At 59.3% G+C, this 18544-nt stretch carries 18 protein-coding genes; 9 read left to right on the top strand and 9 right to left on the bottom strand.

Annotated features, from left to right (window positions below):
- Window positions 1-172 precede the first annotated feature (172 nt).
- The 4 genes from ACP7BN_RS18865 to rpoE form a co-directional block, all read right to left on the bottom strand.
- Entirely contained in the window at window positions 173-1606 is a 1434-nt protein-coding gene (locus ACP7BN_RS18865) for a DegQ family serine endoprotease (RefSeq protein ID WP_426205614.1), read from the bottom strand.
- 207 nt (window positions 1607-1813) lie between these two features.
- Window positions 1814-2776: a MucB/RseB C-terminal domain-containing protein gene (locus ACP7BN_RS18860; protein ID WP_426205613.1), complete on the bottom strand. Its 963-nt coding sequence runs from the start codon at window positions 2774-2776 to the stop codon at window positions 1814-1816.
- Window positions 2777-2784: 8 nt separating this feature from the next.
- On the bottom strand, window positions 2785-3372 hold the full coding sequence (locus tag ACP7BN_RS18855; protein WP_420648111.1) for a sigma-E factor negative regulatory protein: 588 nt from the start codon (window positions 3370-3372) through the stop codon (window positions 2785-2787).
- Window positions 3373-3403: 31 nt separating this feature from the next.
- Window positions 3404-3985 carry an RNA polymerase sigma factor RpoE gene (gene rpoE, locus ACP7BN_RS18850; RefSeq protein WP_003172477.1) on the bottom strand — a complete coding sequence of 194 codons (582 nt, stop codon included), beginning with the start codon at window positions 3983-3985 and terminating at the stop codon, window positions 3404-3406.
- A 557-nt stretch (window positions 3986-4542) separates the two neighbouring features.
- Here rpoE and nadB point away from each other — a divergent pair.
- Window positions 4543-6159: an L-aspartate oxidase gene (gene nadB / locus ACP7BN_RS18845; RefSeq protein WP_420648112.1), complete on the top strand. Its 1617-nt coding sequence runs from the start codon at window positions 4543-4545 to the stop codon at window positions 6157-6159.
- Here nadB and ACP7BN_RS18840 read toward each other — a convergent pair.
- Window positions 6128-6580: a protein YgfX gene (locus ACP7BN_RS18840; protein WP_426205612.1), complete on the bottom strand. Its 453-nt coding sequence runs from the start codon at window positions 6578-6580 to the stop codon at window positions 6128-6130. The genes nadB and ACP7BN_RS18840 overlap by 32 nt on opposite strands.
- The gene (locus ACP7BN_RS18835) at window positions 6564-6818 is read right to left on the bottom strand and encodes a succinate dehydrogenase assembly factor 2 (protein WP_420648114.1); all 255 of its coding nucleotides are present in this window, start codon (window positions 6816-6818) and stop codon (window positions 6564-6566) included. Before ACP7BN_RS18835 ends, ACP7BN_RS18840 begins: the two co-directional genes overlap by 17 nt.
- A 150-nt stretch (window positions 6819-6968) precedes the next feature.
- Here ACP7BN_RS18835 and ACP7BN_RS18830 point away from each other — a divergent pair, with 150 nt between their 5' ends.
- A complete protein-coding gene (locus tag ACP7BN_RS18830; protein ID WP_426205611.1) occupies window positions 6969-7910 on the top strand; it encodes a YgfZ/GcvT domain-containing protein in 942 nt (313 codons plus the stop codon).
- A 34-nt stretch (window positions 7911-7944) separates the two neighbouring features.
- On the top strand, window positions 7945-8766 hold the full coding sequence (locus tag ACP7BN_RS18825; protein ID WP_420648116.1) for an HDOD domain-containing protein: 822 nt from the start codon (window positions 7945-7947) through the stop codon (window positions 8764-8766).
- A gap of 3 nt (window positions 8767-8769) precedes the next feature.
- Here ACP7BN_RS18825 and ACP7BN_RS18820 read toward each other — a convergent pair whose 3' ends face one another.
- Window positions 8770-10155 carry a sensor histidine kinase gene (locus ACP7BN_RS18820; RefSeq protein WP_426205610.1) on the bottom strand — a complete coding sequence of 462 codons (1386 nt, stop codon included), beginning with the start codon at window positions 10153-10155 and terminating at the stop codon, window positions 8770-8772.
- Window positions 10148-10819 carry a response regulator gene (locus ACP7BN_RS18815; protein ID WP_426205609.1) on the bottom strand — a complete coding sequence of 224 codons (672 nt, stop codon included), beginning with the start codon at window positions 10817-10819 and terminating at the stop codon, window positions 10148-10150. Before ACP7BN_RS18815 ends, ACP7BN_RS18820 begins: the two co-directional genes overlap by 8 nt.
- Window positions 10820-11056: 237 nt before the next feature.
- On the opposite strand from ACP7BN_RS18815, the gene ACP7BN_RS18810 reads away from it, so the two are divergent.
- Genes ACP7BN_RS18810 through ACP7BN_RS18790 form a run of 5 tightly spaced genes read left to right on the top strand, consistent with a single transcriptional unit; the run spans window position 11057 to window position 16423 of the window.
- A complete protein-coding gene (locus ACP7BN_RS18810) occupies window positions 11057-12349 on the top strand; it encodes an OprD family porin (RefSeq protein ID WP_426205608.1) in 1293 nt (430 codons plus the stop codon).
- 39 nt (window positions 12350-12388) lie between these two features.
- Window positions 12389-13366, top strand: a complete 978-nt coding sequence (locus ACP7BN_RS18805) for a Bug family tripartite tricarboxylate transporter substrate binding protein (RefSeq protein WP_426205607.1) — start codon at window positions 12389-12391, stop codon at window positions 13364-13366.
- 58 nt (window positions 13367-13424) lie between these two features.
- The gene (locus ACP7BN_RS18800) at window positions 13425-13883 is read left to right on the top strand and encodes a tripartite tricarboxylate transporter TctB family protein (protein WP_426205606.1); all 459 of its coding nucleotides are present in this window, start codon (window positions 13425-13427) and stop codon (window positions 13881-13883) included.
- Window position 13884: 1 nt separating this feature from the next.
- Window positions 13885-15399 (top strand): tripartite tricarboxylate transporter permease, encoded by a 1515-nt coding sequence (locus ACP7BN_RS18795; RefSeq protein ID WP_420648122.1) that lies wholly within the window; start codon window positions 13885-13887, stop codon window positions 15397-15399.
- A complete protein-coding gene (locus ACP7BN_RS18790; RefSeq protein WP_426205617.1) occupies window positions 15392-16423 on the top strand; it encodes an AbrB family transcriptional regulator in 1032 nt (343 codons plus the stop codon). Before ACP7BN_RS18795 ends, ACP7BN_RS18790 begins: the two co-directional genes overlap by 8 nt.
- Before the next feature lie 153 nt (window positions 16424-16576).
- On the opposite strand, the gene ung is transcribed toward ACP7BN_RS18790, so the two are convergent.
- Window positions 16577-17269, bottom strand: coding sequence for a uracil-DNA glycosylase (gene ung / locus ACP7BN_RS18785; protein ID WP_420648124.1), 693 nt, complete (start codon window positions 17267-17269; stop codon window positions 16577-16579).
- A 132-nt stretch (window positions 17270-17401) separates the two neighbouring features.
- Here ung and ACP7BN_RS18780 point away from each other — a divergent pair, with 132 nt between their 5' ends.
- Window positions 17402-18514: an enoyl-CoA hydratase/isomerase family protein gene (locus ACP7BN_RS18780; RefSeq protein ID WP_426205605.1), complete on the top strand. Its 1113-nt coding sequence runs from the start codon at window positions 17402-17404 to the stop codon at window positions 18512-18514.
- Window positions 18515-18544 lie beyond the last annotated feature (30 nt).

Raw genomic sequence — 18544 nt, 5'->3', positions numbered from 1 at the left:
GCCTCTGGCTAACACTTCCCCTTGCCGGGTGTGTAGAGGACTTTCACCTCCAAGTCACCAGCGAGGCCACCACAGCCAAGCTGGTTGCGCTTGCGCGCAACGCGCCATGCCTGGCGCACACATAAAAAAACCGCCTCATTCGAGGCGGTTTCTTATTCAGCTCACAACCGGATTATTCAGCCAGTTTGAAGGTGATGAAGCTGGCACGACCTTGACGCAGCACGCGCATCGATACCGAACGATTCTTCGGCAGCGCCTTGGCAATCTCCGAAAATTCCTTGCTCGAACCGATGGCCTGGTTGTTCAAGTGCGTGATGACGTCACCCGGCTGCAGACCGATCAGCGCCGCAGGACCGTCTTGCACTTCCTTGATCACCACACCACCTTTGAGGTCGTAGGTTTTCTTCTGCTCGGCGGTCAGCTCACTCACCGAAACACCTAGACGGTTGCTGCTGGTTTCGGTGCTCGACTTAGGCAGCGCATCCAGCTCTTTGTCTTCGTCAGGGATCGCGCCGACCGTCAGTTCGACATTCTTGCGCTTGCCTTCACGAATCACTTCCAGATTGGCCTTGGCACCTGCCTTGAGTGCACCGACCAGATGTGGCAGATCAGCCGACATGACGATCGGCTGACCGTTCATGCTCAGAATCACGTCGCCAACTTGCAGGCCACCCTTGGCCGCCGGACCGTCGTCCTGAATCTGCGCAACCAATGCACCGGCCGGTTTTTCCAGACCAAACGACTCGGCAAGATCCTTGTTCACTTCCTGGATGACCACACCCAACCAGCCACGGCTGACCTTGCCACCGCTTTTCAGCTGGTTGGAAACGTCCATTGCCACGTCAATCGGGATGGCAAACGACACGCCCATGAAGCCGCCGGAACGAGTGTAGATCTGCGAGTTGATGCCGACCACTTCACCGTTCAGATTGAACAGCGGGCCACCGGAGTTACCCGGATTGATCGGCACGTCGGTCTGAATGAACGGCACGTAGTTTTCGTTCGGCAGGCTGCGGCCGACGGCACTGACGATGCCTTGGGTCACGGTATGGTCAAAGCCGAATGGCGAACCGATCGCTACGACCCACTGGCCGGCTTTCAGATCCTGGGATTTGCCAAGTTTGAGTACCGGCAGATCCTTGCCTTCGATTTTCAGCAGCGCCACGTCGGAACGTGGGTCGGTGCCGACCAGCTTGGCTTTCATTTCACTGCGATCAGCAAGACGCACGAGAATTTCGTCGGCATCAGCGATCACATGGTTGTTGGTGAGGATGTAGCCATCCGGCGAGATGATGAAGCCTGAGCCCAGCGACTGCGCTTCACGCTGGCGATCGCCACGCGGGGAACGAGGCTGTTGCGGCATGCCCCGCTCGAAAAACTCGCGAAGCATGGGCGGCAAGCCTTCAAGATCAGGCATCTGCTGATTAACTCTACGGTCGGGCAGTTTCTGCGTGGTGCTGATGTTCACCACCGCAGGCGAGGCTTGCTCGACCAGTTGGGTGAAATCAGGCAGTTCAGCTGCTTGCACGGCCGTAGGCACGGCCTGACCGAGCACCAGCACGGTTGCGAAAATTGAGAGATAAGACTTCAAGCTAAGTGTCGACATACAGCTCCCGTTACGACGAGCAGGATTAAGCGATATGGAGCAAGGAACACCGGGCGCGACCGGCCGGCATTTTTGTTCCGGCAACAACAAACAAGGCCAGAGCCGTGAGGCTCTGACCTATAAAAAATTTTTGGATTATTTGCAAATGAAAATGCTCAGCAAACATTTCTACGTCCCGCTGAGGAAACGCGATTTGCTGGATTCAGCTCACTGCTTGCTGGTGGCTGCGTCATTGCTGCGCATCGATAAAGCAATTCGTTCGGCGGTGCCGATCGGGATTTCGCCGACTACCGTCACCATCATTTCACCCTCAGGGGTAGTCAGACGGCGTGATACGGCAACGGTTGGACCCAACTGAGTCCGAGTGTCAGTGACGGTTGCACCATTTAACGGCTCGAGAAACACCGAGAATCGCGCAAGACCATCGTCATACATCAGGCTGTTGACCTGGGTTTTGGTTTCAGGATCTTTGTGCGAAGAGCTGCTGGTCAATTCGAAACCTGGCGGCAGCCAATCCGAGTGCCAGACCTGCGCGCTTTTTACAGAGGATGCCTTGTCGCTCTGGAGATTGACTGGCTTGCAGTCGGCGTCGGCCATCAATTCTTTGTCGGTCGGCGTTTCCACCGTGTTCAAACGGGTGAACTGAAACCGTTCCAGCAGTTGACCCTTGTCGTTAAGCAGCAACGACTTGAGGGGCAAACCGGTTTGTTTGTCCAGATGCAGCTCAAAACCATAGCGATGCTGATCACGCGGGGTAAGCGAAACGATCACCGCTTCGCGCCCAGCGACACGCGACTTGCCGACGACGGCAAGCTCATACCAATTCTTCAGCTTTTGAGGATCGAGTGCACGCGCGCCAGAGTTGGGAGAATCGCCCAACCCCGCAACCAGGGTGCCGCTAACGCATTGAGTATGCCCATCAATACGCACGACTTCCTGGGCCGAACCGTCAAGCTGTAACAAACGCTCGCGGATCTGACCATTCTGGACGCGATGCCAGATGTTGTGGGTAGAAAAACTACCGTTACGCTCGTAGACGAAAGTACCGTTGAAGCTTTGCTGCTGCTCGGCCTGGCCCAGGCGTGTCAACCAGTCCTGGGCTTCGTCGGCATGGGCTGGAACTACAAACCAGCCGCTAAGCAGAAGCGAAAGTAGAGGTATGGAGCGCATGATCCTCCTTAACGGTTTTCCAGGCTTGCTGCACGTGCATATGGCAGGGCGCTTTCAGTACCTTTGAGCGCAGCCTGCTGAGCGTGCTGGCGCAAGTAGCCTGGCAGACGCTGGTCATGCCAGCCTGGTTGACCTTGCAATACGCCGTTGGCCATAGGGCCAGTAGCTTCGGAGCTTTCACTATAGCCTGCCAGTACAGCCGGACCTTTGACCTGTGGAGCGGACAGAGTCGGCTGATTGGATTGCTGAGCGAGCTCAACACCAGCGATTTCATCCTGGTTGTACAGGCGAACACCGGCCAGAACTGCAACTGTCACCGAGGCTGCAACAGCCAGACGACCGAGGCTACGCCATGGACCGCGGGATGCTTTGGCTGGAGTTGCTTCGTCTTCCAGCGCAGCAGATACGGCCGAAGCGATATCCAGGCGAGGAAGCAGCAGATCCTTATGCATGGCTGCCCGAGCGATTTGGTAACGAGCCCAGGTTTCACGGGTTTCGACATCATCGAGTGCATTGATCACTCGACGCAATTCCAGTTCGTCCGCTTCGTTATCCATCACTGCGGACAGCGATTCCTGCAGGGCTTCACGACTCATGGCGTTCCTCTCTTGGCTATCGCCGCTGTCTTTAGTTTTCCTGCAACAACGGCTGCAGGGCTTTATCGATGGCCTCCCGAGCGCGGAAAATCCGGGAGCGCACGGTGCCAACCGGACACTGCATGACGCTCGCAATGTCCTCGTAACTCAGACCATCGAATTCACGTAAAGTTAAAGCGGTACGCAAATCTTCCGGCAATTGCTGGATGGTTCGATGGACGGTGCCCTCGATCTCATCCCGCAGCAGTGCACGCTCTGGAGACTCAAGATCTTTCAGGCCATGATCGCCGTCGTAGAACTCCGCATCTTCGGAACTTACATCGCTATCCGGCGGCCGGCGGCCGCGAGAAACCAGATAATTCTTCGCCGTGTTGATGGCGATACGGTAAAGCCACGTATAAAACGCGCTGTCTCCGCGAAAATTTCCCAGCGCTCGATATGCCTTGATAAAGGCTTCTTGCGCTACGTCCTGCGCTTCATGGGTGTCGTGCACAAAACGCACGATCAACCCGAGAATTTTGTGCTGATACTTCAGCACCAGCAGATCGAAAGCTCGCTTGTCGCCACGCTGAACGCGCTCGACCAGCTGCTGATCCTCTTCCTGGGTTAGCATGAACACTCCTCGATAAGCTCAGAGGAAGCTTGCATAACTAAACGACCAGACTTGCAAACATAGACTCGGGCTTTTCGCAAAAGTTCTCCCCCTCCAAGCAAGTTTCCTGCGGGCTCTGATTTGGCACGCACGAAAAACGCAGCGCGGGATAAACCGGCTGCGCGAATAATCTTGTAATCGGTTCGCCGGCAGGAACCCAACCGCAGGTTCCGCATTGAAGCCGACACTGTCCCGTGGTTTTGGCAACTGTCTATTGAGCTTGAGCCTCTGACAAAAGTTCCAATTATTTATAACGTCACATCGCCGACATGTAGCCACAACGTGGCGAAAAAGGGTGTTTCATCCTCGATACAGTCGCCTTTTCCCAAAACCTGCGGAAATTTCTTCCGACGAAGCGTCGCGCTGTTCACGCCACTGTAGTCTCACAATGCCATATCGGCCCGGCTATTGTGCCGCTCCACCCCTCTATATACTAGTGGGCTGTGTGGCTGTCTCGACTCGCGAATCGCCTGTCCTGCGCCACCCCCGACCCGGGTCGCTTTGCGCGGAATCCTGAAATGAGCCAACAGTTTCAACACGATGTTCTGGTGATTGGCAGCGGCGCTGCCGGTTTGAGTCTCGCGCTGACCCTGCCGGGCCACTTGAGCATTGCTGTATTGAGCAAGGGCGATCTCGCCAACGGTTCTACCTATTGGGCCCAGGGCGGTGTCGCCGCTGTGCTCGATGACACCGACACCGTCGAATCGCACGTCGATGACACGCTGAATGCCGGCGGCGGCCTGTGCCACGAAGACGCCGTGCGTTTTACCGTCGAGCATAGCCGCGAAGCGATTCAATGGCTGATCGACCAAGGCGTGCCCTTCACCCGCGATGAACAGTCTGGCACTGAAGACGGCGGCTTCGAATTTCACCTGACCCGCGAAGGCGGCCACAGCCATCGACGCATCATCCACGCAGCCGACGCCACCGGCGCCGCGATTTTCACCACTCTGCTGAACCAGGCCAAACAACGCTCGAACATAGAGTTGCTTGAACAGCGGGTGGCTGTCGATTTGATCACCGAACGCCGTCTGGGCATGGACGGCGACCGCTGCCTCGGCGCCTACGTGCTCAATCGCAAGAGCGGCGAAGTCGACACCTACGGCGCGCGTTTCGTGATCCTCGCCTCCGGCGGCGCAGCCAAGGTCTACCTCTACACCAGCAACCCCGACGGCGCCTGCGGTGATGGCATCGCCATGGCCTGGCGTTCCGGCTGCCGGGTGGCGAACCTGGAATTCAACCAGTTCCACCCTACCTGCCTGTATCACCCGCAAGCCAAGAGTTTTCTGGTAACCGAAGCCCTTCGCGGTGAAGGCGCTCATCTTAAACTGCCGAATGGCGAGCGCTTCATGCAGCGCTTCGACTCACGCGCTGAACTGGCGCCGCGCGACATCGTCGCCCGCGCCATCGACCATGAAATGAAGCGCCTCGGTGTCGATTGCGTCTACCTCGACATCAGCCACAAGCCCGAAGCGTTCATCAAATCGCACTTTCCGACTGTTTACGAACGCTGCCTGACATTCGGCATCGACATCACCAAACAGCCGATTCCGGTCGTGCCAGCGGCGCATTACACCTGTGGCGGGGTTATGGTCGATCAACACGGCCGCACCGACGTACCGGGCCTGTACGCCATCGGCGAAACCAGTTTTACCGGCCTGCACGGCGCCAACCGCATGGCCAGCAATTCGCTGCTGGAATGCTTCGTCTACGCACGCTCAGCGGCGGCAGACATCCTTGACCAACTGGACGAAGTCGCCATCCCCCGCGCCCTGCCCGTCTGGGACGCCAGCCAGGTGACCGACTCCGATGAAGACGTGATCATCGCGCACAACTGGGATGAACTGCGGCGGTTCATGTGGGACTACGTCGGCATCGTGCGCACCAACAAGCGCCTGCAACGCGCGCAACATCGGGTGCGTCTGCTGCTGGACGAGATTGACGAGTTCTACAGCAACTATAAAGTCAGCCGCGATCTGATCGAGTTGCGCAACCTCGCGCAGGTCGCTGAACTGATGATCCGCTCAGCGATGGAGCGCAAGGAAAGTCGCGGCCTGCATTTCACCCTCGACTACCCTGATCTGCTGCCGGAAGCACTCGACACTATTCTGGTACCGCCCACCTACGTCGACTGAACTTGAGCCGCACTCGCAGGCGTCGGTGCAAATCCGCCGCCTGCGCATCGCGCGGCACGCAGATCGATCTGACCCGCCACTCCCCGCGCAAACGAAAACGCAGCACCACGATCAGCGGCAGCGCCAGGCTGTCCGGTCGCAGCTGCACCGCTTGCCAGCCATTCGCCTGATTCCACAGCTGCCAGCCATCGGCGTCACGCCGCAGCCCGCAAAAGGCTTGCGGATGACTCAACAGAATCTGTCGGGGCAGCGCCCACATAGCGTGGAGCGCACAGCCGAAAGCCCCGAGCAAACTGGCCCAGACCGGAATAGACAGAAGAAACCAACAACCCAGCGCGAACGCCTGAGCCAACAGATACGCCGCCAGCAACTGCCGTGAGGCATGCCAGCGGCATTCGAACGAATTACTTGGGTTGGACACGATCCAGAATCATCCGGACCATGCGCTGAAGCTCCGGATCTTCAGATTCGTTACGCTCCATGAACCAGCCGAACATGTCCTGATCCTCGCACGTCAGCAGACGGACATACAGATCGCGATCCACCTCGTTCAAAGTCGCGTAAACCTCCTGAACGAATGGCACCAGCAACACGTCAAGCTCAAGCATGCCGCGACGGCTGTGCCAAAAGAGGCGATTCAGTTCAACTTGTTCGACCATGGGGCCCTCCTCAAATTTGGCGGCAAGTATACAGCCCCCAAGCGGGTCGCACAGTCGGCTTTGGTCGGGCACCTCCGATCCTTTATGAACTACCCATTTCAATAGCGCCCCCTTATGATGTGCCCCAGACTTTTTAACCTGCGATGACCCATGGCCGATTCTGCTTTTTTCTGCACCCTTTCACATGAAGGCGTTCTCGCGGTTCGCGGCGTGGATGCTGGCAAATTTCTGCAAGGCCAACTGACCTGCAACATCAATTACCTGAGCGACACCCAGGCCAGCCTCGGCGCGCGCTGCACGCAGAAAGGCCGGATGCAGTCGAGTTTCCGCATCGTGCTCGAGGGCGACGGCGTTCTGCTGGCGATGGCCAGCGAGCTGCTCGAACCGCAACTGGCGGATCTGAAAAAATACGCGGTGTTCTCCAAATCCAAATTGACCGACGAAAGCGCTGCCTGGCTACGTTTTGGTCTGGAACATGCCGACACAACGTTGGCCGCACTCGGGCTGCAATTGCCGGCCGAAACCGACAGCGTTGTACGTCACGAAGACCTGATCGCAATTCGCGTCTCGCCAAACCGTGCCGAACTCTGGGTACCGGCCGATCAGGCCGACGCCATCAAGACAAGAATGTCCGCGCAATTGGCTGAAGGTGAACTCAACCAATGGCTGCTGGGCCAGATCCGCGCCGGTATCGGCCAGGTCATGCCGAGCACCCGCGAGCTGTTCATTCCGCAGATGCTCAACCTGCAAGCCGTCGGCGGCGTGAGCTTCAAGAAGGGCTGCTACACCGGCCAGGAAATCGTCGCGCGCATGCAATACCTCGGCAAACTCAAGCGTCGTCTGTATCGCGTTCAACTCGACGCCAGCGAGTTGCCGGAGCCGGGCACGCAATTGTTTGCCCCAAGCCACAACAGTGCGATCGGCGAAGTGGTGCTGGCCGCCCGCGCCGAAAACAATATTGAACTGCTGGCCGTGTTGCAGGCCGAAGCTGCCGAAGCCGGTGATTTGCATCTGGGCGCCATCGAAGGCCCGGCCCTGCACTTGCTCGACCTGCCCTACGCACTGGATCGCGACCGCGAAATCCAGCGTTGAGCGCAGCATTTGTTGCAACACCTAGAGAAACGACATGAGCGATCTGGCGGATAAGGTCCAACAGGATTTGGTTGAGGCCATCGATAATGATGACCTGGTTCTGCCAACGTTACCGGAAGTGGCCCTGCAGATTCGCAAGGCCGCGGAAGACCCTGAAATCAGCGTCAGCGAGCTGAGCAAAGTCATCGGCCGCGACACCGCGCTGTCGGCGCGCCTGATCAAAGTGGTCAACAGTCCGCTGCTGCGCGCGACGCAAGAAGTCACCGACCTGCACACCGCCATCACGCGACTCGGCGTCAATTACAGCAGCAACCTGGCCATCGGTCTGGTGATGGAGCAGATTTTCCACGCCCGCTCTGAGGTGGTTGAACACAAGATGCGCGAAGTCTGGCGCAAGAGTCTGGAGATCGCCGGCGTCAGTTATGCGCTGTGCCGCCGTTACACCCAACTCAAACCCGATCAGGCTGCGCTGGGCGGCCTGGTGCATCAGATCGGTGTGCTGCCGATCCTGACCTACGCTGAAGATCACAACGAACTGCTGTCCGATCCGGTCAGCCTCAACCATGTAATCGACCACATTCATCCGTTGCTCGGTGACAAGCTGCTGCGGGTCTGGGAGTTTCCGGAACGGCTGGTGGCGCTGCCTGGGCTATATCAGGATCTGGAACGCAATTCGCGCGAAATCGATTACGTCGATCTGGTGCAAGTGGCGAGTCTGTATTGCCACAAGGGCACCGATCACGCGTTTGCGCGAGTTGATCCGCTCAACGTTCCAGCGTTCCGCAAACTGGGGATCGACCCGGACAACAAAGCGTTGTGCGCCGACCTGGAAGAAGCGCTGACGATGTTTTACTGACGCTTAGCCGGCAATAAAACTCACCCGCACTTTCAACCCGGCATGCTCGCCGTCATGCAGCGAGATCTGCGCCAGATGCGCGCGGCAGATTTCCCCGACAATCGCCAACCCCAGCCCAGAACCGGCGACCTGCTGATTGCGCCGGTAAAAGCGTTCAAACACCCGGTCCCGCTCATCCTGCGGAATGCCCGGGCCGTCGTCTTCGACTTCCAGCACGGCCGGCGACAGCACCCGCAAAATCACGTTGCCACCCGTCGGCGTATGCGCCAGCGCGTTGTCCACCAGATTGCTCAGCAGCTCATTGAGCAAGGTCGGCTCGCCGCGCAGCCACACCGGTTCGTCTGCCTCTAACGCCAGCGCCACACCACGAGCGTGAGCCAGCGGTGCCATAGCCATGCCCAGTTCGCGGGCCAACTGGCTCAAATCGAGCAATTGCGCGCCACCTTCGGCGATGGCTCGGGCGCCGTTTTCCACCCGCGCCATCGACAGCAATTGGTTGGCCAAGTGGGTCAGACGATCGGTGCTTTGCGCGGACGATTCCAAGGTGTCGCGCCAGGTTTCCGCTTCGCTGGAGCGCAGCCCCAGTTCCAGCCGCGCCTTGAGCGCCGCCAGCGGGGTGCGCAATTCGTGAGCGGCGTCGGCAATGAATTGCGCCTGGCGCTCGAACTGCCCGCGCAGGCGTTCGGTGAAATGGTTGAGTGCGCGCACCAGCGGCCATAACTCGTGCTGCACTTCTACCAGCGGCAGCGGGCGCAGATCGTCGGGCTGGCGCTCTTCCACCGCCGTACGCAATCGCTCCAGCGGACGCAACGCGGCACTCACGGCAAACCACACCAGCAACAATGCACCAATCGCCAGCATGCCCAGACGCAGCAAGGTATCGGCGGCCAGACTGCGCGCCATGCTCACCCGTGCTTCATCGGTTTCGGCAACACGAATTTCCGCCATGCCGTTCATGTTCGGCTCGCTCACCGCTTTCAACAGGCTGACCACGCGCACGTTTTGCCCTTGATAGGTGGCGTTGTAGAAACGCGCCAGCGCCGGATAGCTGTCAGTTCGCGGCGTGCCAGGCGGCGGGCCGGGCAGGTTTTCGTAACCGGAAATCAGCTTCTGATGGATGTCATTGACCTGGTAATAGATTCGCCCGGCACTGTCGTAGGCGAAGGTGTCGAGGGCCACGTAAGGCACGTCGGCGCTCAGGCTGCCGTCGCGCTGTGACAGTCCGGCAGCGATGGTTCGCGCCGAGGCCAGCAGCGTGCGGTCATACGCGGTGTCGGCGGCTTCGCGACCGTTCCAGTAAGCGCTCAGACCGCTGGCCAGCATCAGCACCACCAACAGCGCCGCGAGGTTCCACAGCAAGCGCCAGCGCAGGCTGCTGGGCTTATGCATCGCGGCTCTCCAGCAGATAGCCGAGGCCACGGAAAGTCACGATGGCCACCGGTTGACCGTCGAGTTTCTTGCGCAGGCGATGCACGTAGATTTCGATCGCATCGGGACTGGCTTCTTCGTCGAGGCCAAATACTTGCGCGGCCAGTTGTTCCTTGCTCATGACCCGCCCCGGACGCGCGATCAACGCTTCGAGCACCGCTTGTTCGCGGGAGGTCAGGGTGAGCAATTCTTCACCGAGGGTGAAGCGCCGGGTATCGAGGTCGTAAGCCAGCACGCCACAGCGCTGCTGACGTTCACCGCCGAGCACACTGCGGCGCAGCAGGGCTTTGACCCGCGCTTCCAGCTCAGTCAGTTCGAACGGCTTGGCAAGGTAATCGTCGGCGCCCAGATTAAGACCGTGTACGCGATCCTTCACATCACTGCGCGCGGTCAGCATCAGCACCGGCAGATTCTTGCCGCGTGCGCGCAGTCGCGCCAGCACTTCGAAACCGTCCATGCGCGGCAAGCCAACATCGAGAATCGCCACCGCGTATTCCTCGCTGCTGAGTGCCAGGTCGGCAGCCACGCCATCGTGCAACACATCCACGGTCAGACCGGTGCTCTTGAGCGCCTGGGCCACGCTTTCGGCCAGTGGCAAATGGTCTTCGACGAGCAGGACACGCATGGATTTTTACCTCGTTCAGGGATGGCCGACGCCATTCTTTGGCGCGGAGTTTACAGCCGCAACCGCCGCTGTGAAGCCCGAAAACCGTGAAAGCCGATTGAAAGGTTAGCGAAAGGTTAGCCCGTTAGAGTCGGGCCACGGACAGTTCCGACTGCCGTCGCTGATGCCACACAGCGAATACGAAAAACGCCTCGAAGCGTTTTCGCCAATAAGAACAATAAACGGAGTACACCCCGCATGCCGTCCTTGCAGACCAAGGCTCTTACGCCTGTTCGTCCTTCCCGTCTCAGTCACACCGCCCTCGCCAGTGCCGCCGCCCTCGCCGGTTTTTCGCCGTTGAGCTACGCCGACTTCATCGAAGACAGTACCGCCACCTTCGAAACCCGCAACATGTATTTCAACCGCGACTTTCGCGACGGCACCAGTGCCCAGCAATCCAAGCGCGATGAATGGGCGCAGGGTTTCATGCTCAATCTGCAATCGGGTTACACCGACGGCACCGTGGGCTTCGGTGTCGATGCGCTGGGCATGCTTGGAGTCAAACTCGATTCAAGCCCGGATCGCACTGGCACCGGTTTGCTGCCAACCCACGATGACGGGCGCGCGGCGGATGAATACTCCAAGCTTGGCCTGACCGGAAAAATGAAGATCTCCGCGACTGAATTGAAGATTGGCAGCCTGATCCCGGAACTGCCGATCCTCAAACCCAATGACGGGCGCATTCTGCCGCAGACCTTTGAAGGTGGCTTGCTGACTTCCAAAGAGATCAAAAACCTGACCTTCACCGGCGGGCGGCTGGAAAAAGCCAAGGACCGCGACAGCACCGATTTCGAGGACATCGCCCTCAACAACAAGAACAGCCGCTTCGCCGGCACCGCCGCCGGTAAACACTTCGACTTTGGCGGCCTGGACTACAAGTTCACCGACAAGATCACCGGTAGTTACCACTTCGCGCAACTCGACGAAGTCTATAACCAGCACTTCTTCGGACTGCTTGCGTCGCGACCGATGGGGCCGGGCACTTTCGCAACTGACCTGCGCTTTGCTGTCAGTGATGACCAAGGCGCGGCCCGTGGCGGCGAGATCGACAACCGCTCGCTCAATGGTCTGGTGAGTTATGCACTGAGCGGGCACAAGTTCACTGCCGGTTATCAGCACATGTCCGGCGACAGCGCCTTTCCGTATGTCGATGGCAGCGATCCGTATCTGGTCAACTTCGTGCAGATCAACGACTTCGCCGGCGCCGAAGAGCGCTCGTGGCAAGCACGCTACGACTTCGATTTCGCCAGACTCGGCATTCCCGGCCTGAGCTTCATGAGCCGCTACTTGAGCGGTGACAACATCAAGCTCAAGAACGGTGATGAAGGCAAAGAGTGGGAGCGCAACACCGAGATTAAATATGTAGTACAAAGCGGCGCCCTCAAGGATGTCGCGGTGCGCCTGCGTAATGCCACTTACCGTTCCAACTACTCCGCTCGCGATGCCGATGAAGTGCGTCTGCTGGTGAGCTATAGCGTTGCCCTTTGGTAATTCAGTACGTCCATAACAACAACTCCCAAGGAGACATAGATGAACTTATCACTGCGTAAAGTTGCTTTAGCCGCCGGCGTCATGCTGTTCGCCGGCCAATTGCTGGCCGAACCGAAACGCCCTGAATGCATCGCCCCGGCCTCCCCCGGCGGCGGTTTCGACTTGACGTGCAAATTGGTACAGAGCGCCCTGGTCAACCAGAAGCTGCTGAGCAAACCGATGCGCGTGACCTACATGCCCGGCGGCGTCGGCGCAGTGGCGTACAACGCGGTGGTCGCTCAGCGTCCGGCGGATGCGGGAACACTGGTGGCGTGGTCGAGCGGCTCGCTGTTGAATCTGGCCCAAGGCAAGTTCGGGCGTTTCGATGAAACCAACGTGCGCTGGCTGGCGGCAGTCGGCACCAGTTACGGTGCGATCGCGGTGAAAAGCGATTCGCCCTACAAGAATCTCGACGATCTGGTACAGGCGCTGAAGAAAGATCCGAGCAAAGTGGTGATTGGTTCGGGCGGCACCGTCGGCAGCCAGGACTGGATGCAGACCGCACTCATCGCCAAGGCTGCCGGAATCAACCCGCGTGACCTGCGTTATGTAGCCCTTGAGGGAGGCGGCGAAATCGCCACCGCCCTGCTCGGCGGGCACATCCAGGTCGGCAGCACCGACATTTCCGACTCCATGCCGCACATCCAGAGCGGCGACATGCGTCTGCTGGCGGTGTTCGCTGACAAGCGCCTCGACGAGCCGGAAATGAAAGACATCCCCACTGCCAAGGAACAAGGCTACGACATCGTCTGGCCGGTGGTGCGCGGTTTCTACCTCGGGCCGAAAGTCAGCGATGAAGATTACGCCTGGTGGAAAGACGCCTTCGACAAACTGCTGGCCTCCGACGAGTTCGCCACGCTGCGCGATCAGCGTGAACTGTTCCCGTTCGCCATGACCGGCCCCGAGCTGGACACCTACGTGAAGAAGCAAGTCGCGGATTACAAAGTGCTGGCCAAAGAGTTCGGCCTGATCCAGTGATCGTCGCTGTCTAGCGTCCACGGCCTCGCTCAGCGCGGCCGTGGCACAGGAGTTCCTCATGCTTATTCAACGCATTTTTGCCTCAGTGCTGTTGCTGACTTGTGCCGGCCTGGCACTGATGGCCTGGCCGTATCAGGCGGCTTTTTCCTACGAACCGGTTGGCCCACGGGCCTTTCCCCTACTGATGCTCGGCCTGATGGGCGCAGCGCTGCTGTACATGGTGTTTCGTCCCGCGCCAATCAAGCACAGCGATGACGAGCCGCCGCTGGATCGCGAAACCCTGACCAAGATCAGCATCTGCGTCGTACTGCTGCTGGTGTTTGCCGGCCTGTTTGAACCGTTGGGATTCATCCTGTCCAGCATCCTGATCGGCATTCCAATGGCACGTCTTTACGGCGGGCCATGGGTGCCGAGCGTTGTCGTGACGACGTTGATGGCCATCGGTTTGTACTTGCTGTTCGACCGCGTGATGGACGTTCCGCTGCCCCTTGGCCTGCTCGACGTTCTGGAGAACTGATATGGATACTCTCGGTTATTTGAGCCAGGGCTTCGGCGTTGCGCTGACCCCGTACAACCTCGTCACGGCGCTGACCGGCACATTGATCGGCACGGTGGTCGGCTTGCTGCCGGGCCTCGGCCCGATCAACGGCGTGGCGTTGTTGATCCCGATTGCCTTCGCCCTCGGCCTGCCGCCGGAGTCGGCGCTGATCCTGCTGGCGGCGGTGTATCTGGGCTGCGAATACGGCGGGCGGATCAGCTCGATTCTGCTGAACATTCCCGGCGAAGCGTCGACCGTGATGACCACTCTCGACGGTTACCCGATGGCGCGCAAAGGCATGGCCGGCGTAGCGTTATCGCTATCGGCGTGGAGTTCGTTCATCGGCGCCTTCATCGCCACCTGCGGCATGGTGCTGTTCGCCCCGCTGCTGGCGAAATGGGCGATTGCCTTCGGGCCGGCGGAATATTTCGTACTGATGGTGTTCGCGATTGTCTGCCTCGGCGGCATGGCCGGTGATCGACCGTTGAAGACGTTTATCGCGGCGTTGATCGGGCTGTTCCTGTCCAGCGTCGGCATCGACGCCAACAGCGGTGTGTATCGCTTCACCGGCGACAACATTCACCTGACCGACGGCATTCAGTTTGTGGTGTTGGTCCTGGGTCTGTTCTCGATCAGCGAAATCCTGCTGTTGCTGGAGAAAACCCATCGCGGTCAGGAAGCGGTAAAAGCTACCGGACGCATGATGTTCAACTTCAAGGAAGCGGCGTCGGTGTTCACCGTGAACATCCGTTGCGGCCTGCTCGGGTTCATCATGGGCGTGTTGCCGGGTGCCGGCGCGACGCTGGCCAGTGCCGTGGCCTACATGACCGAAAAACGCATCGCCGGTGCCAGCGGCAAATTCGGCGAAGGCGATGCCCGTGGCCTCGCAGCTCCGGAAACCGCCATCGGCGCTTCTGCCTGTGGCGCACTGGTGCCGATGCTGACCCTCGGCGTTCCAGGTTCAGGCACCACCGCAGTAATGATCGGCGCCCTGTCGCTGTACAACATCACGCCTGGCCCGCTGCTGTTCCAGCAACAACCAGACATCGTCTGGGGCCTGATCGCGTCGTTGTTCGTCGCCAATATCATGCTGGTGATCCTGAACATCCCGATGATCCGCATTTTCACGCGCATCCTCGCCGTGCCGAACTGGGCGCTGGTGCCAGTGATCGCGATCATCACCGGGATTGGCGTGTATGCGGTGCATGCGACTACCTTTGACCTGTTCCTGATGGTGGGCATCGGCATCTTCGGTTACATCCTGCGCAAACTGGATTTTCCGCTGTCGCCAGTCCTGCTGGGCTTCATCCTCGGCGGTCTGATGGAACAGAACCTGCGTCGTGCGCTGTCGATTTCCAACGGTGCGCTGGAAATCCTCTGGTCGAGTCCGATCACTTTCGGATGCTGGGTGCTGACCGCAATCATGTTGCTGATGCCGCTGCTGCGCATCTGGCGTCGCCGTGCTGCTGCGCGTAACGCCATTGCCGATGTCTGATCGGCCCTTCAAAAGCTGGTGGGGAACGCCGCTGGTCGGTCTGCTTGGCGGTTATCTCGCCAGTCAGATCGGCTGGCCGCTGCCGTGGATGGTCGGCTCGTTGCTGGCGATCATCCTCGTGCGCTGCCTGACGCCATGGCAATTGGCGGAAATACCCGGCGGGCGCAAATGCGGGCAGTGGATCGTCGGAATCGGCATCGGCCTGCACTTCACCCCATTGGTGATGGAGCAGGTACTCAGCCACTTTGGTTTGATCTTCTTTGGCGCGCTGGTCACCAGCCTGTCGGCGGTGGTCGGCGTGTGGTTGATGCGCCGCACCGGTGAGGATCGCGCCACGGCGTTTTTCTCGAGCATGCCCGGTGGCTCCGGCGAGATGGTCAACCTCGGCGCACGCAATGGCGCGCTACTCAGTCATGTTGCGGCAGGGCAGAGTCTGCGGGTGTTGGTGGTGGTGTTGTGCGTGCCGGCAGCCTTCAAATATTTGCTGGGTGACGGCACACAGATTTCTCACGCCGGCAGCGTCGATTGGCGCTGGCTGGCGATTCTGTTTCCGGCGGGTGGATTGCTTGCGTGGGGCTGGCAACGGTTGCGCCAACCCAATCCGTGGCTGTTCGGGCCATTGCTGGTGAGTGCGGCGGTGAGCATCGCCTGGGATCTGCACATCAGTCTGCCCAATGGCGGCAGCCAGATTGGGCAGTGGTTGATTGGCAGCGGATTGGGTTGTCACTTCAACCGGCAGTTCTTCCGGCGTGCACCGTCGTTCATGGGCCGTACCTTGATCGGTACGGCGCTGACCATGTTGATTGCGACTTTGGCAGCTCTGGGTTTGAGCGCCCTGACCCATCTGGATTTGCGTTCGTTGACACTGGGCATGATGCCTGGCGGGATTGCCGAGATGAGTCTGACGGCGGAAACCCTGCAACTGTCGGTGCCGTTGGTGACAGCGATGCAGGTGATGCGGTTGTTGTTTGTGCTGTTTCTGGCGGAGCCGTTGTTCAAATACTGGAACCGAAGTCCCGAGTAGCTTTTGTGGCGAGGGAGCTTGCTCCCGCTCGACTGCGCAGCAGTCGCAACCCCTATGAATGCGGTGTGCCTGAAAAAACCGCTTTGCAGTTATTGGGGCTGCTGCGCAGCCCAGCGGGAGCAAGCTCCCTCGCCACATGTGTGGTTCAACCCATCAAATCGGCGGCAAACGCCACTCGATCGGCGTCTCGCCATTCTGTTCTAGAAACTTGTTGGTCCGGCTGAAGTGCCCGCAACCCAAAAACCCACGATAAGCCGACAGCGGCGACGGATGCACCGACGTTAGCACCAGATGCTTGGTCGCATCGATCAGCTTCTGCTTGCTCTGCGCATGCGCGCCCCAGAGCATGAACACCAGGTGCGGCTGCTCGCGACTGACCACTTCAATGATCCGGTCGGTGAAAAACTGCCAGCCCTTATCCTTGTGCGCGTTGGCGTTGGCGCGCTCGACGGTCATGGTGGTGTTGAGCATCAGCACGCCCTGCTCGGCCCAGCTCTGCAGATAGCCGTGGTTGGGAATGTCGATATTCAAGTCGCGCTTCAACTCTTTATAGATGTTGACCAATGACGGCGGTGTTGGCACACCCGGCTGCACCGAGAAGCACAAACCATGCGCCTGTCCCGGGCCGTGATATGGGTCTTGGCCGAGGATGACGACTTTGACTTTATCCAGCGGCGTCGAATTCAGCGCATTGAAAATCATCGGCCCCGGCGGATAGATTTCCTTGCCGGCCGCCCGCTCCTGCTGCAGAAAATTGCGCAACTCTGCCATGTACGGCTGGTCGAATTCAGCACGCAGTGCCTCCTTCCAGCTCGGTTCGAGTTTGATACGGTCGTCAGCAGTCATGGTCATTTCCGGCAAAATCAATGGGGCGAACCCTAGGAAACCCGCCCCTGCTTGTCAATTGATCTGACGCAGATCCGGCACTTTCCTACACTGCGATCATACTGATCGTTCAAATTCCCGATCGAGGTCACGATGAATCTGCACTTCGAAGAACTCACCGGCACCGACGGCGCACGCATCGGCGTGGCCAGTCTGGATGCCGAAAAGTCGCTGAACGCGCTGTCTCTGCCGATGATCAACGCGCTGAGCGATAAACTGAACGCTTGGGCCAAGGATGAACAAATTGTCTGCGTACTGTTGCGCGGCAACGGCGCCAAGGCCTTTTGCGCTGGCGGCGAAGTGCGCAGTCTGGTGGAAGCCTGCAGCGCGCATCCCGGCGAAGTGCCGCCGCTGGCCGCGCAATTCTTCAGCGCGGAATACCGTTTGGACTACAGCCTGCACACTTATCCGAAACCGTTGATCTGCTGGGGCCACGGTTACGTGCTCGGCGGCGGCATGGGTTTGCTGCAAGGCGCGAGCACGCGGATCGTCACGCCGAGCAGCCGCTTGGCGATGCCCGAGATCTCCATCGGTCTGTACCCGGATGTCGGCGCCAGTTGGTTTCTGTCGCGGCTGCCGGGCAAGCTCGGGGTGTTTCTGGGTTTGACCGGCGCGCACATCAATGGCCGCGATGCGATTGATCTGGATCTGGCGGATCGCTTTCTGCTCGATGAACAGCAACCGGATCTGATTGAGGGTTTACTGCAACTGAATTGGCAGGAACAGACCGAAATGCAGCTCAACAGTCTGCTCAAGGCCCTGCAACAGGAGGCGGTGGCGCAGATGCCCGAAGCGCAGTGGCTGCCGCGTCGTCAGCACATTGATGAGTTGCTGGATGTCAGCGATGTAACCTGTGCCTGGAAGGCCATCGCCCTGCAGCGCGACAGCAGCGATCTGCTGATCGCCCGTGCAGCGAAGACCATGAGCGAAGGCTCGCCCCTGACTGCGCATCTGGTCTGGGAACAGATCAAACGCGCGCGGCATCTGTCGCTGGCCGAAGTTTTTCAGATGGAATACACCCTGAGCCTCAATTGCTGCCGGCATCCGGAATTCAGCGAGGGCGTTCGTGCGCGTTTGATCGACAAGGATCAGAAACCGCACTGGCATTGGCCGGAGATTGCGCACGTGCCGGACGCGGTAGTCGAGGCGCATTTTCATAAGGTTTGGGAGGGGCGGCATCCGTTGGCGGATCTGACGCAATACTGAAATTTCTTATTACCCGCGATGGCTGCCTAT

The organism is Pseudomonas sp. TWP3-1 (assembly GCF_049896625.1).
Taxonomy (GTDB): Bacteria; Pseudomonadota; Gammaproteobacteria; order Pseudomonadales; family Pseudomonadaceae; genus Aquipseudomonas.
Note: the sequence above shows the minus strand (reverse complement) of the source record. Positions and strands in the feature narration are given on the sequence as shown.

Excerpts from the sequence above, each read along its gene's own strand:
- ACP7BN_RS18865 (WP_426205614.1), bottom strand. The coding sequence starts at position 1,606 with ATGTCGACACTTAGCTTGAAGTCTTATCTCTCAATTTTCGCAACCGTG.
- ACP7BN_RS18860 (WP_426205613.1), bottom strand. The coding sequence starts at position 2,776 with ATGCGCTCCATACCTCTACTTTCGCTTCTGCTTAGCGGCTGGTTTGTA.
- ACP7BN_RS18855 (WP_420648111.1), bottom strand. The coding sequence starts at position 3,372 with ATGAGTCGTGAAGCCCTGCAGGAATCGCTGTCCGCAGTGATGGATAAC.
- rpoE (WP_003172477.1), bottom strand. The coding sequence starts at position 3,985 with ATGCTAACCCAGGAAGAGGATCAGCAGCTGGTCGAGCGCGTTCAGCGT.
- nadB (WP_420648112.1), top strand. The coding sequence starts at position 4,543 with ATGAGCCAACAGTTTCAACACGATGTTCTGGTGATTGGCAGCGGCGCT.
- ACP7BN_RS18835 (WP_420648114.1), bottom strand. The coding sequence starts at position 6,818 with ATGGTCGAACAAGTTGAACTGAATCGCCTCTTTTGGCACAGCCGTCGC.
- ACP7BN_RS18830 (WP_426205611.1), top strand. The coding sequence starts at position 6,969 with ATGGCCGATTCTGCTTTTTTCTGCACCCTTTCACATGAAGGCGTTCTC.
- ACP7BN_RS18825 (WP_420648116.1), top strand. The coding sequence starts at position 7,945 with ATGAGCGATCTGGCGGATAAGGTCCAACAGGATTTGGTTGAGGCCATC.
- ACP7BN_RS18820 (WP_426205610.1), bottom strand. The coding sequence starts at position 10,155 with ATGCATAAGCCCAGCAGCCTGCGCTGGCGCTTGCTGTGGAACCTCGCG.
- ACP7BN_RS18815 (WP_426205609.1), bottom strand. The coding sequence starts at position 10,819 with ATGCGTGTCCTGCTCGTCGAAGACCATTTGCCACTGGCCGAAAGCGTG.
- ACP7BN_RS18810 (WP_426205608.1), top strand. The coding sequence starts at position 11,057 with ATGCCGTCCTTGCAGACCAAGGCTCTTACGCCTGTTCGTCCTTCCCGT.
- ACP7BN_RS18805 (WP_426205607.1), top strand. The coding sequence starts at position 12,389 with ATGAACTTATCACTGCGTAAAGTTGCTTTAGCCGCCGGCGTCATGCTG.
- ACP7BN_RS18800 (WP_426205606.1), top strand. The coding sequence starts at position 13,425 with ATGCTTATTCAACGCATTTTTGCCTCAGTGCTGTTGCTGACTTGTGCC.
- ACP7BN_RS18795 (WP_420648122.1), top strand. The coding sequence starts at position 13,885 with ATGGATACTCTCGGTTATTTGAGCCAGGGCTTCGGCGTTGCGCTGACC.
- ACP7BN_RS18790 (WP_426205617.1), top strand. The coding sequence starts at position 15,392 with ATGTCTGATCGGCCCTTCAAAAGCTGGTGGGGAACGCCGCTGGTCGGT.
- ung (WP_420648124.1), bottom strand. The coding sequence starts at position 17,269 with ATGACTGCTGACGACCGTATCAAACTCGAACCGAGCTGGAAGGAGGCA.
- ACP7BN_RS18780 (WP_426205605.1), top strand. The coding sequence starts at position 17,402 with ATGAATCTGCACTTCGAAGAACTCACCGGCACCGACGGCGCACGCATC.